The organism is Kitasatospora sp. NPDC059795, from assembly GCF_042732175.1.
GTDB lineage: Bacteria > Actinomycetota > Actinomycetes > Streptomycetales > Streptomycetaceae > Kitasatospora.
This window is the reverse complement of the sequence record NZ_JBHWID010000003.1, coordinates 218,637-231,306: the sequence shown is the minus strand read 5'-3', so window position 1 is coordinate 231,306 and position 12,670 is coordinate 218,637. Positions and strand designations below refer to the sequence as shown.

At 73.0% G+C, this 12,670-nt stretch carries 14 protein-coding genes; 8 read left to right on the top strand and 6 right to left on the bottom strand.

What is annotated here, in order from left to right:
• Positions 1-33 precede the first annotated feature (33 nt).
• Both ACFV4P_RS08195 and ACFV4P_RS08190 read right to left on the bottom strand, forming a co-directional pair.
• Positions 34-1,161 carry a polysaccharide deacetylase family protein gene (locus ACFV4P_RS08195; protein ID WP_380468569.1) on the bottom strand — a complete coding sequence of 376 codons (1,128 nt, stop codon included), beginning with the start codon at positions 1,159-1,161 and terminating at the stop codon, positions 34-36.
• A gap of 141 nt (positions 1,162-1,302) precedes the next feature.
• Complete coding sequence (locus tag ACFV4P_RS08190) at positions 1,303-3,126, bottom strand: AMP-dependent synthetase/ligase (RefSeq protein WP_380468567.1); 1,824 nt, start codon at positions 3,124-3,126, stop codon at positions 1,303-1,305.
• Positions 3,127-3,473: 347 nt separating this feature from the next.
• On the opposite strand from ACFV4P_RS08190, the gene ACFV4P_RS08185 reads away from it, so the two are divergent.
• From ACFV4P_RS08185 to ACFV4P_RS08160, 6 genes are all read left to right on the top strand, one after another.
• Positions 3,474-6,194 (top strand): nitrate- and nitrite sensing domain-containing protein, encoded by a 2,721-nt coding sequence (locus tag ACFV4P_RS08185; RefSeq protein ID WP_380468566.1) that lies wholly within the window; start codon positions 3,474-3,476, stop codon positions 6,192-6,194.
• The gene (locus ACFV4P_RS08180; RefSeq protein WP_073809004.1) at positions 6,191-6,610 is read left to right on the top strand and encodes a roadblock/LC7 domain-containing protein; all 420 of its coding nucleotides are present in this window, start codon (positions 6,191-6,193) and stop codon (positions 6,608-6,610) included. The genes ACFV4P_RS08185 and ACFV4P_RS08180 overlap by 4 nt, the downstream gene beginning before the upstream one ends.
• 7 nt (positions 6,611-6,617) lie before the next feature.
• Positions 6,618-7,127 (top strand): DUF742 domain-containing protein, encoded by a 510-nt coding sequence (locus ACFV4P_RS08175; protein ID WP_380468564.1) that lies wholly within the window; start codon positions 6,618-6,620, stop codon positions 7,125-7,127.
• Positions 7,108-7,734 carry an ATP/GTP-binding protein gene (locus tag ACFV4P_RS08170; protein ID WP_380468562.1) on the top strand — a complete coding sequence of 209 codons (627 nt, stop codon included), beginning with the start codon at positions 7,108-7,110 and terminating at the stop codon, positions 7,732-7,734. The genes ACFV4P_RS08175 and ACFV4P_RS08170 overlap by 20 nt, the downstream gene beginning before the upstream one ends.
• Positions 7,735-7,925: 191 nt before the next feature.
• On the top strand, positions 7,926-8,057 hold the full coding sequence (locus ACFV4P_RS08165) for a hypothetical protein (protein ID WP_380468560.1): 132 nt from the start codon (positions 7,926-7,928) through the stop codon (positions 8,055-8,057).
• Positions 8,058-8,321: 264 nt separating this feature from the next.
• Positions 8,322-8,951 (top strand): winged helix-turn-helix domain-containing protein, encoded by a 630-nt coding sequence (locus ACFV4P_RS08160; protein WP_380468558.1) that lies wholly within the window; start codon positions 8,322-8,324, stop codon positions 8,949-8,951.
• Between the two features lie 44 nt (positions 8,952-8,995).
• On the opposite strand, the gene ACFV4P_RS08155 is transcribed toward ACFV4P_RS08160, so the two are convergent.
• The 3 genes from ACFV4P_RS08155 to ACFV4P_RS08145 all read right to left on the bottom strand — a co-directional run bounded on the left by ACFV4P_RS08155 (position 8,996) and on the right by ACFV4P_RS08145 (position 10,554).
• Complete coding sequence (locus tag ACFV4P_RS08155; RefSeq protein WP_380468556.1) at positions 8,996-9,202, bottom strand: hypothetical protein; 207 nt, start codon at positions 9,200-9,202, stop codon at positions 8,996-8,998.
• Between the two features lie 236 nt (positions 9,203-9,438).
• Positions 9,439-10,281, bottom strand: a complete 843-nt coding sequence (locus tag ACFV4P_RS08150) for an oxygenase MpaB family protein (protein ID WP_380468554.1) — start codon at positions 10,279-10,281, stop codon at positions 9,439-9,441.
• 6 nt (positions 10,282-10,287) lie between these two features.
• Entirely contained in the window at positions 10,288-10,554 is a 267-nt protein-coding gene (locus tag ACFV4P_RS08145) for a hypothetical protein (RefSeq protein WP_380468552.1), read from the bottom strand.
• A gap of 272 nt (positions 10,555-10,826) precedes the next feature.
• Between ACFV4P_RS08145 and ACFV4P_RS08140 the strand changes: the two genes are divergently transcribed.
• On the top strand, positions 10,827-11,192 hold the full coding sequence (locus tag ACFV4P_RS08140) for a DUF4288 domain-containing protein (protein WP_380468550.1): 366 nt from the start codon (positions 10,827-10,829) through the stop codon (positions 11,190-11,192).
• A 102-nt stretch (positions 11,193-11,294) separates the two neighbouring features.
• Here ACFV4P_RS08140 and ACFV4P_RS08135 read toward each other — a convergent pair whose 3' ends face one another.
• Positions 11,295-12,200, bottom strand: coding sequence for an NAD(P)-dependent oxidoreductase (locus tag ACFV4P_RS08135; RefSeq protein WP_380468548.1), 906 nt, complete (start codon positions 12,198-12,200; stop codon positions 11,295-11,297).
• A gap of 84 nt (positions 12,201-12,284) precedes the next feature.
• Between ACFV4P_RS08135 and ACFV4P_RS08130 the strand changes: the two genes are divergently transcribed.
• Complete coding sequence (locus ACFV4P_RS08130) at positions 12,285-12,668, top strand: winged helix-turn-helix transcriptional regulator (protein WP_380468546.1); 384 nt, start codon at positions 12,285-12,287, stop codon at positions 12,666-12,668.
• Positions 12,669-12,670 lie beyond the last annotated feature (2 nt).

The following is a 12,670-nucleotide window of genomic DNA, read 5'->3' as shown; positions in this document are numbered from 1 at the left end:
CGACATCGGGTCAGCTTATTCCGGCGGCGGCGCTCAGTGCAGGTAGTCGCCGAGCGCCGCCGGCGTCAGGCCGGCCTCGCGGGCCGCGTCCAGCGCGCGTTGGAGGTCGCTCGCCAGGGTGTCGGTGAAGTGCATGATGATCACGTCGCCCGGCTGGAGCGGGCCGCCGTGGTAGACGTTCGCGGCGCCGGAGGTGAAGTCGGCGGTCGCGGTCAGCAGGTACCTGATGCCGCAGTTGGCGGCGGCCTGCTGGGTGGTCGCGTCGAAGGTGAAGTACGGCGGCCGCAGGATCGTCGGCGTGGTGCCGTAGCGCGCGGCGACCGCGTCCCGGGCGTCGCAGATCTCGGCCTGCTGCTCGGCCGGCGAGAGGGTCGTCAGGTCGCGGTGCGAGACGGTGTGGTCCTGGATCGAGGACCCGGGCGCCGCGGTGATCCGGCTGAAGTAGTCCGGCTCGAAGCCCTCCGGCATGGGCAGCGGGAACGCCGTGATCGGCAGCTTGCGGTCGGCGATCAGCTGCGCGGCCTCCGGGGTGCGGAACCAGCCGTCGTCGACGGTCAGGAAGACCACCTTGTCGGAGGTCGGCGCGTTCCAGGTGGCGTACGCGGGGGCGGGGGTGTCGCCGGTGACGTCGACGTCGTCCACGGTGATCGGGCCCTGGCCGTACCAGCCGTGCACGTACAGCTGGACGGAGGTGGTGTTCGCGCCGGTGGTGAAGGTGGTGGACAGCTGCTGCCAGCCGCCGCCGGTGGACGCCGTCCAGGCCGGCGGGACGTCGTGGCCGGTGCCGGTCGCGCCGACGAACGCGTAACTGCCGTGCACCCAGGCCCGGTACGTGTACGTGGTGCCGGGGCGCACCGCGAGGGTCTGCGTGCACTGGCCGGTGGAGTCGGCGGAGGCCGGGGTGACGGCCAGCGCGGAGCCGCCGGTGCGGGCCGCGGTGGTCACGGCGCCCTCGCCCGCGGCGCAGTGCCAGCCGGGGATCGAACCCCAGTCGGCCAGCGGCAGGGTGGGGATCTCGAACCCGGGGTTGGTGGCCAGGTTGACCGCCGGGGCGCCGGTCGCCGCCGGGGCGTCGGCGTGGGCGGCCGGGACGGTGCCGAGGGCGGCCAGCACGGTGGCGGCGGCGACGGCCGCGAGACGGCGGCGTGCGGAACTGAGCACGGATCAACTCCATTGTGGGGAAGGAGAGAAGACGTGACTCCCGGAGGGGCGGGGGTCGGTTTTCGGCCTCACCGCACCGGGCCGGTGGCACACAATGGACTGGACCAATCCCGATGGTCAAGGGGAAGGGGCGGAGATCGGTCAACCGGCGTACAGCTCGTCGATGTCCCGTGCGTAGCGCTCCGCCACCGCCGCCCGCCTGATCTTCAGCGAGGGCGTCAACAGGCCGTCGTCCAGCGTGAATTCACGTGGCAGCAGCCGGAACGCCCGGATCGACTCGGCGCGCGAGACGCTGGTGTTGGCGGCTGCCACGGCCCGCTGCACCTCCTGGTGCAACTCGTGGTCGGTCAGGGCCAGTAGGACGTCCGCCTGCGGGCGGCCGCGGGCCCTGAGCCAGTGCGCGAGGGCCGGCGGGTCGAGGGTGATCAACGCGGCCAGGTACGGCCGATTGTCGCCCACCACCAGGCACTGGGCGATCAGCGGATGGGACCGGACGCGCTCCTCCAGGACCGCGGGCGCGAGGTTCTTTCCGCTGGAGGTGACGATCACCTCCTTCTTGCGGCCGGTCAGCGTCAAGTAGCCGTCCTCGTCCAGCGATCCGAGGTCGCCGGTGGCCAACCAGCCCCGGTACAGGGCCTCTTCGGAGCAGCGCGGATGGTTCAGGTAGCCGGAGAACACGCCGGCGCCGCGCACCCACACCTCGCCGTCCTCGGCGATCGCCACCGACGCGCCCGGCACCGGGCGGCCCACCGTGCCGAACTTGGGCCGGTCCGGGGGATTGGCGGTGATCGCCGCGGACGTCTCGGTCAGGCCGTAGCCCTCGTACACCGTCATGCCCGCGCCGGCGAAGAACAGCCCCAACTCCCGCCCCAGCATGGACCCGCCGGACATCACCGCCCGCACCCGGCCGCCGAGCACGGCCCGCACCCGCTGGTAGACCAGGCGCTCGTACGCGGCGTGCCGCAGCCGCAGCGCGGGCGACGGGCCGGGGCCCCGGCGGTGCGCGCGGCGTTCCCAGGCGGTCGCCCACTCGATCGCGACCTGCTCGGCCTGGACGAAGGTCTCCAACCGGCCCGCGGCCTCGGCGGCCTCCCGGGCCCGGCGGTGGATCTTCTCGAAGATGTACGGCACCGCGTGCAGGAAGGTCGGCCGGAACGAGGCCAGGGCGGGCAGCAGGCTGTCCGCGGCCAGCACGGAGTGGTGGCCGATGCGGATGCCGCCGCGCACCGCCGCGACCTGGGTGAGCCGCCCGTAGACGTGCGCCAGCGGCAGGAACAGCAGGGTGGCGGGCTGGTCGCCCCGGGTGTCGGCGAACACCTCCGACCAGCCGCTGAGCACCGCGTCCGCCACCGCCGCGAAGTTGCCGTGGGTCAGCAGACAGCCCTTCGGGCGGCCGGTGGTGCCGGAGGTGTAGATGACGCTGGCCAGTGAATCGGGCGTGACGCCGAGGCGTTGACGGTGCACCAGGGCGTTCGGCACGCCCTGGCCGTCCGCCATCAGCTGCTCCACGCAGCCCCGGTCCAGCTGCCAGATGCCGCTCAGCGCGGGCAGCGCGTCGCAGACCGCGCCGACCGTCATCGCCTGGTCCTCGTCCTCGACCACGCAGGCCACCGACGCGGTCTCGGCGAGGATCCAACGCACCTGCTCGGCCGCCGCCGTCGGGTAGACCGGCACCGGGATCGCCCCGATCGACCAGAGCGCGTAGTCGAACAGCGTCCACTCGTAACGGGTGTTGGACATCACCGCGACGCGGTCGCCGTAGCGCACCCCGCGGGTGAGCAGGCCCCGGGCCAGCGCCAGCACTTCGTCGCGGAAGTGAGCGGCCGTCACCGGCTGCCAGGCGCCGTCCGCCCAGCGGGACAACTGCACCAGCCGTGGTTCGCGCTCGGCCCGGTCGAACACCGAGTCGGCCAGCCCGCCGGTCACCGCCGAGCCGTCGAGCGCGGGGCTGCTGATCTCTCGCACGGTACCCCCGTTCCGCCGATCCCGCCCCGGTTCGCACAGGCGCAGGGCGGCACCGGCGAAGCTACCCGATCGGGGCGGTGCTGCCCAGAGTCACCGTCCGGCGACACCCCGCACCGGGCACAGTGCCGCAGGTCGGGGCCCTGGAGGCCCCCGGCTCGAAAATTAAAGGACGATCCGGACAACACACGATCACAATGCAAATTCACCCTACGAACGGATGGTCAGGAGGTAGTAGGCTCGCGGCTCTCGTACCCCGTCCTGCCCCTCCGTACCCCGTCGTACCCAGCCCTGCCCCCGGCCGCTCGTGCCCGGCGACCACACCGACCGAGGACCACCAGAGGACCCACATGCGCCTGCGCCGCAGCTCGATCCGCGCGAGGATCATCGCGCTGCTCCTGGTGCCCATCGCGGCGCTCAGCGGCCTGTGGGGCTACTCCACCCTGATCACCACCGGCGACGTGTGGAGCCAGCTCGACATCAGCGCCACCTACAAGGCCTTCGGCGGCCCCGCCGACCAGTACGCCGACGACCTGCGCATCGAACGCGGCGCCGCCGTGCTGCGCCTCGCCGACCCCGGCAACAGGGACTTCGCCGACGCCTACCTGAAGTCCCAGACCGTCACCGACCGCGACCTGCAACTGCTGCGCTACCAGAGCACCAGCCGCGACGCCGGAAAGCTCAACGGCGACCAGCGCGCCCGCGTCCAGGACATCCTCTCCGCCGCCGACCAACTCGCCGCCATCCGCAGCCAGATCGGCCAGCACCGGACGGCCTGGGAGAGCGCCCTCGACGACTACAGCGCCCTGATCAGCCCGGTCTTCGCCTTCCGGTCCTCCTTCGTCGCCAAGGAGAGCGGCACGCTGCCCCGCCAGGGCACCATCCTGGTCGAACTCACCCGCGCCGCCGACTACCTGGCCCAGGAGACCGCCGCGATGCGCGCCCTGCGCGTCGGCAACTCCAACGTCGCCGCCGACGCCCGCAAGCAGCAGATCGCGCTGGACGCCATGCACGCCCAACAGACCCTGTTCCGGGTCTACGTCGCCGAACTCGACCCGCAGGACCGCAACGACTACACCGAAGTCCGCAGCACCCCCGCCTGGAACGCCCTCACCAACGCCGAGAAGGGCTTCGACGACGCCTCCGACCGGGCCGTCTACGTCCGCTCCGGGCAGACCGACTCCTGGGGCGAGAACTCCGACCGGGTGATCGCCGACATCGGCGTCATCAACAGCCACCTGGTCGACAAGATCGGCGAACAGGCCCACGCCTACGCCGTCAACGCGCTGCTGCGCGGCGCCGTCGCCGGCCTCATCGGCCTGCTCGCCGTGGTGCTGTCCATCGTCGTCTCCTACCGGATCGGCCGCCGCCTGGTCCGCGAACTCGTCGGCCTGCGCAACGCCGCCGCCGACCTGTCCGCCACCCGACTGCCCTCCGTGATGCTCCGACTGCGCCACGGCGAAGCCGTCGACGTGGTCGCCGAAGTCCCCCAACTGGAGTTCGGCGCGGGCGAGATCGGCCAGGTCGGCCGGGCCTTCAACGAGGTGCAGCGGGTCGCCGTCGAAGCCGCCGTCGAACAGGCCGAACTGCGCCGCGGCGTCTCCGCCGTCTTCGTCAACCTGGCTCGCCGCTCCCAGGTGCTGCTGCACCGCCAGCTCACCCTGCTCGACACCATGGAACGCCGCACCGAGAACCCGCGCGAACTGGAAGACCTGTTCCGGCTCGACCACCTCACCACCCGCATGCGCCGCCACGCCGAAGGCCTGATCATCCTCTCCGGCGGCTCGCCCGGCCGCGCCTGGCGCAAGCCGGTCCGGATGGTCGACGTGGTGCGCGCCGCCGTCGGCGAGGTCGAGGACTACGCCCGGGTCATCGTCCGGCCCTTCCCCGGCACCGGACTGCTCGGCTCCGCGGTCGCCGACGTCACCCACCTGATCGCCGAACTCGTCGAGAACGCCACGGTGTTCTCCCCGCCGCAGACCCAGGTCACCGTCCAGGGCGAGGTCGTCGCGCACGGCTTCTGCCTGGAGATCGACGACCGCGGCCTCGGCCTGAACGAGCAGCACCTCGGCGAGGTCAACCAACGCCTCGCCGTGGAGCAGGAGTTCGACCTCGCCGACACCGACCGGCTGGGCCTGTTCGTGGTCTCCCGGCTCGCCCGCCGGCACGGCATCCGGGTCCACCTCCGGCCCTCGCCGTACGGCGGAACCTCCGCCGTGGTGCTGATCCCGCGCGAACTGCTCGCCGACGCCGCCGAGATGGCCCCCGACGCCGCCCGCCCCACCGCCGAGGACCCCGCCCACCGCCGCGCCCCCGGCACCGCCGAACCCGGCCGGGCGCACGCCGCCACCGGGCGTGCGCACGCCGCGCCCGGCAAGACGCTCGGCGGACCGCGGCCGTCCACCGCAGACCCGTCCGCGAAGCCCGGCGGGCTGCCGCGGCGGCGAACTTCCGCGCAGGGGGACGCCGTTGAGGGCGCGGAGGGGAAGGGGCGGCACCGGCGTACGGAGAGTGCCGCTGCTGCGGTCGGTCCTGCCGCTGTCGGACCCGCTGCCGTCGGACCTGCCGCTGTCGGAACCGGTGTTGTCGGACCCGCCGTCGAGGTGCCCGCGTTGCCCGCCGCGCCCGTCGCCGGGCCGTCCCCGGTGGCCGGGGGCCTGCTGCCGCGCCGGGTCCGGCAGGCCAGCCTCGCTCCCCAACTGCGGGCCGGGGCAGCCCCGGAGGCCCCCGAGCCGGCCCGCGAGCGCAGCCCCGAGGAGGCCCGCTCCGCGTTCGCCTCCTTCCAGCGCGGCTTCGCCCGCGGCCGCGGCGACCGGCTGCAGCCCGCCTCGCTGACCGTCGTCCGCTCCGAGCCCGACCCCGCGAGGCCCTCCCGGGTGCCCGGCCCGCCCGCCGCGCCGGTCGTGCCGCAGCCCGGCCGGCCGCCCCGGCTGCGGATCGCCCTGCCGTCCGCGCCGGTGCCGCCCGCGCTGCCGGCCGCCCCCGTCCGCTCCACCCCTGTCCGCTCCGTCCCCCCGGCGCACCAGCCGCCGGACGCACCGCCCGCACCAGCAGAAGGAACCGAATCATGACCGCAGCAACTCCGCCGTCCGGGAGCCTCGACTGGCTCCTCAACGACCTGGTCGGCCGCGTCGCGACCCTTCGGCACGCGGTGATCCTCTCCAGTGACGGCCTCGCCACCGGTGTCTCCAGCGGCCTCGGCCGTGAGGACGCCGAGCACCTGGCCGCCGTCGCCGCCGGCTTCCACAGCCTCGCCAAGGGCGCCGGCCGGCACTTCCAGGTCGGCGGCGTCCGCCAGACCATGGTCGAACTGGACGAGGCCTTCCTGTTCATCACCGCCGCCGGCGACGGCAGCTGCCTCGCGGTACTCAGCGACGCCGAATCCGATGTAGGCCAAATCGCCTACGAGATGGCACTGTTGGTGAAGCGCGTCGGCGAGCACCTGGCCGCCGAGCCGAGGACCGAGACCACTCCGCCCGGGAGATGACCGATCTATGAGCGAGCCCGAGCCGACCGAGCCGACCGAGGCCACCGCCCCGGCCGGCCTCAGCGGTGAGAGCGCGGACGAGACGTCGACCGACGAACCGTCGGTCGACCTGTTCGCGCCCCGCACGCCGGTGGACGACCGCTGGTTCGACGACGAGGCCGGACCGATGGTCCGGCTGTTCTCGATGACCGGAGGACGGGCCCGGCCGGTCGACGAGGACCTGTTCGACCTGATCTCGCTCGTCACCGCCGCCGGGCCGGCCCTCGCCCCCGGCGGCGTCCCCACCGACCTGGCGCTCGGCCCCGAGCACCACAACATCCTCCAGCTCTGCCGCGAAGAACCCCTCAGCGTCGCCGAGTTGGGCTCCTACACCGACCTGCCGGTCAGCGTCGTCCGGGTACTCCTCGGCGACCTCCACGACGCCGAACTGATCGACGTCACCCGGCCCTTCCAGCTCGCCCGGCAACCGGACGAGCGCCTGTTGCGAGACGTGATCAATGGCCTCCGTGCACTCTGACGCCCCCGGCACCCCCGGCGCCCCGTCGACGCCCGTCGCCCGCAAGGCCCCCTGGGGCCCGCACGCGGTCAAGATCCTGGTCGCCGGCGGGTTCGGCGCGGGCAAGACCACTCTGGTCGGCGCCGTCAGCGAGATCCGGCCGCTGCGCACCGAGGAGACGCTCAGCGAACGCGGCCGCCCCGTCGACGACACCGCCGGCGTCGAGGCCAAGCGCACCACCACCGTCGCGATGGACTTCGGCCGCATCGACCTCAAGCCCGGCCTCGCCCTCTACCTGTTCGGCACGCCCGGCCAGGACCGCTTCTGGTTCGTCTGGGACGAACTCGCCCGCGGCACCCTCGGCGCGGTCGTCCTCGCCGACACCCGCCGGCTCGCCGACTCCTTCCCCTCCGTCGACTACTTCGAGCAGCGCGGCATCCCGTTCGTGGTCGCCGTCAACTGCTTCGAGGGCACCGAGGTGTACGCGCCCGAGGACGTCCGCGCCGCGCTCGACCTGTCCGCGACGGTGCCGGTGCTGCTGTGCGACGCGCGCCGCCGCGAGGACGGCAAGGAACTGCTCATCCGGCTGGTCGAGCACGCTGCCGAGCAGGTCGGAATCCGACTGTAGTTCGGGGCCGTGTCTGTGCAGGTCAGGGCGGTGCTGTCCGGATGGTGAGCCGGATTTGTCTCGCAGGGCGGGCCGATGGGTGCAGTGGGTTGCCTTCCGGGCACTTCGCGTGGAAGTCTCGTAACTGCGCCCGCCGTTCTGCCGTTCGTCGCGGGCACCAGACACACGCACACCGGGGGAGGAGCGCCGCCATGACCATAGCCGTCCGCAGTGCTGCCGCCACCGCCGCCCCGTCGGCGCTCCGGGTGCTTCCCGCGCTTCCCCTGTTGACCGTGCGTCGCTACATCGACCACGGGCTGATCTTCAGCGCCTGCTGTCGCTGACGCGCCGTCACCACCCGTTTCTCCCGGGCATGGTGGCGGTTTCCGCGTCCCCAACGACCTTCTTCGCGCTTCGGAGAGCCCTCCGTGCATCCCCGCACCCTTCTCGACCCGTTCTGGCCCTCGCGTCAGGCCCACCACTTCGACCAGACCTGTCGGCGCGCACCGCGCGCCTCCCGCCCGCCGCGCTGACCTCCCGTCAGCCCGGCGCGCCGGAAGCGCAGACGACGACCACCCACCGACCGTCACGCGCGAAAGAGCCCTCGAATGTCCTATGCCGCCACCGCGACCCCGCATCTGCGAGCGGTCCGCACCCTGCCGAACCACCCCCTCGACACCGAGCACCGCCGGATCGCCGCCCCGACCACCCGGCCCGCGCCCGCCATCGCCCCCGAGAGCCTGCTCGCCGGCCTCCAGGACGGCGCGGCCGTCGTCGCCGCGCTGCCCCAATCCGTGCTGCCGCAAGGCCTGTTGACGCAGCTCGGGGCGCACGCGAACGCCCCGCTGGTCGGCTACCTGGTGCTGGTGCCGGCCGAGAAGGTGGCCGCCCCTGCTCCTGCTCCTGCGCCCGCTCCGGTCGCCGCGGTCCGGCCGTTCACCCGGCCCGCCGACAGCGGCATCTCCGTCGACCTCGACCGCCGCAACGCGTACGTCGACGGCGTCCTGCTCGACCTCACCTACCTCGAGTTCGAGCTCCTCGCCCACCTCACCGAGCACCCGCACCGCGTCCACACCCGCGACCAACTCGTCCACACCGTCTGGGGCTACGGCCACGTCGGCGACGGCCGCACCGTCGACGTCCACGTCGCCCGCCTGCGCCGCAAGCTCGGCGCGGCCTACCGCGACACGATCGTCACCGTCCGCCGCGTCGGCTACAAGTACGCGCCGGTGGCGTGACGCCGGCCCGTCGGCCGCACCCTCCCCGGGGCGCGGCCGACGGATCACCGGCGGGCACGGCGCTCGGCCTCGGCGTGCCACCACCTGGGCGGCGACGCCCCGGTGACGCGGGCGACGGGCTGGTCGGGGTGCAGGCCGAGACGGCGCAGCGCGTCGGACGGGAGTCGGACGTCGAACCAGCCGTGCCAGTGGCCGTCGCGGCCGATGCCGCAGGCGAGATCGATGCGGATCTCGGCCGGGTCGAAGGGCATCCGGTCGATGCCCCGGTCGCGCAGTCAAGCGCGAACGGCCGCAAGGGGGTTGGGGCAGCCCGGCAGGTTCTCGTAGGCGGCGACGGTGATCCACTCGGCGTTCGGGTCGGTCATGCCCTCGATCCTGCCGGATGCGTTCTCGTCGCGGGCCCGTTTGGGGAGACGGGCCGGGGGCACTTCGCGCCGGACGAGGCGGGAGCGCGGCGGCCTGCCCGGGCCGGGCGCCGCAGGAGGCGTCAGGGCGTCGAGTCGGTCAGGCCGGTGGGTACCTGCCACTCCCGGCGCCGGCCCTTGTTGGTGAGCAGCAGGCCCTCCTTGATGATCAACAGGCCGAGCTGGCTTGCCAGTTCGGCAACCGGTGGCAGGGTGTCGCCGGCCTTCCCGTACCCGAAGCTCGGCAGAGTGGCGGCGGACAGCCCCAGTTGGGTGAGGCTGTCCGCCGGGGGGACATCCGCGACGTCGGCGGACTTGTCGCCGATCAGGCGCCGGATCAGCGTGGGGCCCGCCCCCGGCGGCACCGGCAGGATCTCGCGGACGAAGTCCAGGACACCCTTGGTCAGCACCCGCCCGGCCTCCGAAGGGCGCTGCTGGTGACCGATGATGGCGTCCTTCAGGGCGGAACCGTCCTTGAACTCGGCCGGGTTGAGTTGCTCGTCGACGCCCAGGACGTGGCCGGCCACCCGCCAGATGTGGAAGTAGGCGTCGCGGTCCTCGGGCAGCAGGTCGACGCCGAGCGAGGCGAGGCCGAGCGGGATCAGCACCGAGAAGCTCATCAGGGTGCCGGCCAGGTCCTCCTGGTTGACCGGCACCCCCAGCGTGTCCGCGTCCCAGTCGCCCAGCTGGGACACGTGGTAGCGCATGGTGGCGTGCAGCAGGCGGACCTTCTGTGCCGAGCGCAGCCCGCGACCGGTCGGCCCCAGGTCGTCGTTGTCGAGGACGTCGACGACGAACTGCGAGGTCTCCGCCAGGCGCCGGTAGACCCCGGAGGTGAGGCGCTGCGAACGGACCAGCACCTCGGCCCCGTTGCCGCAGGTGCAGCAGAGCGGGAGCGAACCGCAGAGCAGGATCGAGGCGATCAACGGCTGTTACCGGCCGAGGAGTTGGTGGCCGCGAGCCATCTTCGCCCGATCCGCCCAGGGCAACAGGACGGCCGTCTCCTCGAAGTACTGCTGGAGCTTGGGCGGCAGCCCGGCGGGGACGGCTTCGCTGTTGCGGCCGAAGCCGAGCAGCGTCTGCCGCACCTGGTCCTGCTGCCCGAGCTGGTAGGTCTCCGCGATGGCGGCGTCCCCGAGCGGGTCTCCGGCGTGGCGCATCCGGTCGAGCAGGTCGGCTGTCCAGTGGGTGGCGGCCATGTGGGTCCTCCGTGGAACCGGCAAGTGATGCGTATGCCTACCACCGTGGCGCGGGACGGTTCGGACAACCTCACTCGAACGTGGGCGCGCCGACGCGGGGCGGGGCGCGGCGTCGGGAGCGGGCGGGGCGCGGTGTCTGCGGTGGGTGGGGGCGCGGTGCCGGCGGTGGGCGCGGGGCCTTTCGCGAAGCCGACCCGGGTGCTTACGGTAGCGCCCGCCCCGGGCGGCGAACGCCCGGGGCGGGTCGCTCCGCGGTGCGCTACGGTGCCGTGGTGATCTCCACCGACCCGGATTCGGGCCCCTGTTGGTTCAGTTGCCGGATCCGCTTCGCGCACCTGGCGAGCGGCAGCGACGTGCTGCTGTATTCGGTGTCGGTGTTCCTGGTCCGGGCCGACGACTATGAGGCGGGCCTGCGGGCGGCGCTGGCCCGGGGGCGCCGCGAGGAGAAGGTGTACGCCAACGCGGACGGCGGGACGGCCAGGACGGCGATGGTCGAGGTCGAAGCGCTGGACATGCTGGACGGCGTCGAGGACGGCATCGAGGTGGCCTGCCTCTGGTCGGACGACATCGTTCCGAACCCGTTCCCGATGGACCACGCCTTCCGGCCGGACGCGTCCAGGCCCACCAACTCGGTGTGAGCCCGCCGCGCAACGGTCCGCTTCGGTCGTTGCGGAGTCGGCGGCCGCCCGGAAGACGCCGAGTCGGCCGCCGACAAGTGGAAGTGACGGAACGTCAGGACATCAGCGCGGGGCGCGGATGGCGTCGATGATGCGGGTCCAGTTGTCGGCGCCGTGGCCGTTGGCGATGGCCTGGCGGTAGTGGGACTGGACGGCGAGGGGGAGGGCGGGGTCGAGGCCGAGGGCGGCGGTGGTTTCGACGATGTGGTCGGCGGTGGCGCCCATCATGGTGACGGTGCTGAGGTGGCCGGGGTGTTCGCCCGCGTCGAGGGCGGCGCCGGGGTGCTGTTCGTTGGCCCGGAGGATCGCGCCGATGGCGTCGGCGGAGGCGAGCAGTTCGGGCATCGCCTCGGCGGCCTTCAGCCCGGTGGTGCCGAGCATGGCGGTGGCCTGCATCAGGGCGGTCAAGGTGCTGAGGAAAACGGTCAGTTGGGCCTGGTACATCATCTGGGCGAGGCCCGGGTCGGAGCCCAGGTACTTCGGCGTGCCGAGGAGTTCGAGCACCGGGGTGTGGTGCCGGAGCAGCTGGTGGTCGCCGCTGTAGTAGACGTGGGCGGCGGGCGTGCCGACCATCGGCGCGGGGACCATGACGCCGCCGGTGAGGAACTCCGCGCCGTGGCCGGCGGCCCAGGCGGCCGCCTCGCGGGAGCGGTCGGGGGTGTCGGAGCTGAGGTTGGCGAGGGTGCGGCCGGCGAGTGAGGCGGTGGCGGGGTCGAGGATGTCGTGCATCGCCCGGTAGTCGGTGAGGCTGAGGAGGACGAGGCCGCTCGCCTCCACGGCCTCGGCTGGCGTCGCGGCGAGGGTCGCCCCGGCCTCGACGAGTCCGTCGGCCCGGGCGGGGGTGCGGTTCCAGACGGTGACGGGGTGTCCGGCGGCGAGCAGGACCCGGGTCATGGCCCGGCCCATCGGGCCGAGGCCGATCACGGTGACGGCGCCGAGCTTCCGGTGTGGCTTCTGTTGTGCGTTCACCCCTCCATGCTCGGAGAAGGTCACTACGCTCGGAAGTACCCACTGATTACTGCGGTACTTACCTTTTCGTAAGGGGGATCGGCGATGGCCAGGGCACCGAGGCAGGGTCCGTACATCTGCGGCATCGACGCCGCGCTCGACGTGGTGAGCGGCAAGTGGAAGGGCCTGATCCTCTGGGAGCTCGCCACGCACGGCGTGCGCCGCTTCGCCGAACTCCGGCGCGCTCTACCGGGCGTGAGCGAGAAGATGCTGACTCAGCACCTGCGCGAGCTGGAGGAGGACGGCCTGGTCAACCGCAAGGTGTATGCGGAGGTGCCGCCCCGGGTCGAGTACTCGCTGACGGAGCAGGGGCGCACGCTCAACGAGGCGCTGCGGCCGCTCGGCGCATGGGGGACGGAGCGGATCCGGCGGGAGGCCGTCGCGGTGGTGGAGTTCCCGGAGGCGCCGGGGAGGACGTCCGGGGGGTGAGC

Excerpts from the sequence above, each read along its gene's own strand:
- ACFV4P_RS08185 (WP_380468566.1), top strand. The coding sequence starts at position 3,474 with ATGCGCCTGCGCCGCAGCTCGATCCGCGCGAGGATCATCGCGCTGCTC.
- ACFV4P_RS08180 (WP_073809004.1), top strand. The coding sequence starts at position 6,191 with ATGACCGCAGCAACTCCGCCGTCCGGGAGCCTCGACTGGCTCCTCAAC.
- ACFV4P_RS08175 (WP_380468564.1), top strand. The coding sequence starts at position 6,618 with ATGAGCGAGCCCGAGCCGACCGAGCCGACCGAGGCCACCGCCCCGGCC.
- ACFV4P_RS08170 (WP_380468562.1), top strand. The coding sequence starts at position 7,108 with ATGGCCTCCGTGCACTCTGACGCCCCCGGCACCCCCGGCGCCCCGTCG.
- ACFV4P_RS08165 (WP_380468560.1), top strand. The coding sequence starts at position 7,926 with ATGACCATAGCCGTCCGCAGTGCTGCCGCCACCGCCGCCCCGTCGGCG.
- ACFV4P_RS08160 (WP_380468558.1), top strand. The coding sequence starts at position 8,322 with ATGTCCTATGCCGCCACCGCGACCCCGCATCTGCGAGCGGTCCGCACC.
- ACFV4P_RS08155 (WP_380468556.1), bottom strand. The coding sequence starts at position 9,202 with ATGCCCTTCGACCCGGCCGAGATCCGCATCGATCTCGCCTGCGGCATC.
- ACFV4P_RS08145 (WP_380468552.1), bottom strand. The coding sequence starts at position 10,554 with ATGGCCGCCACCCACTGGACAGCCGACCTGCTCGACCGGATGCGCCAC.
- ACFV4P_RS08130 (WP_380468546.1), top strand. The coding sequence starts at position 12,285 with ATGGCCAGGGCACCGAGGCAGGGTCCGTACATCTGCGGCATCGACGCC.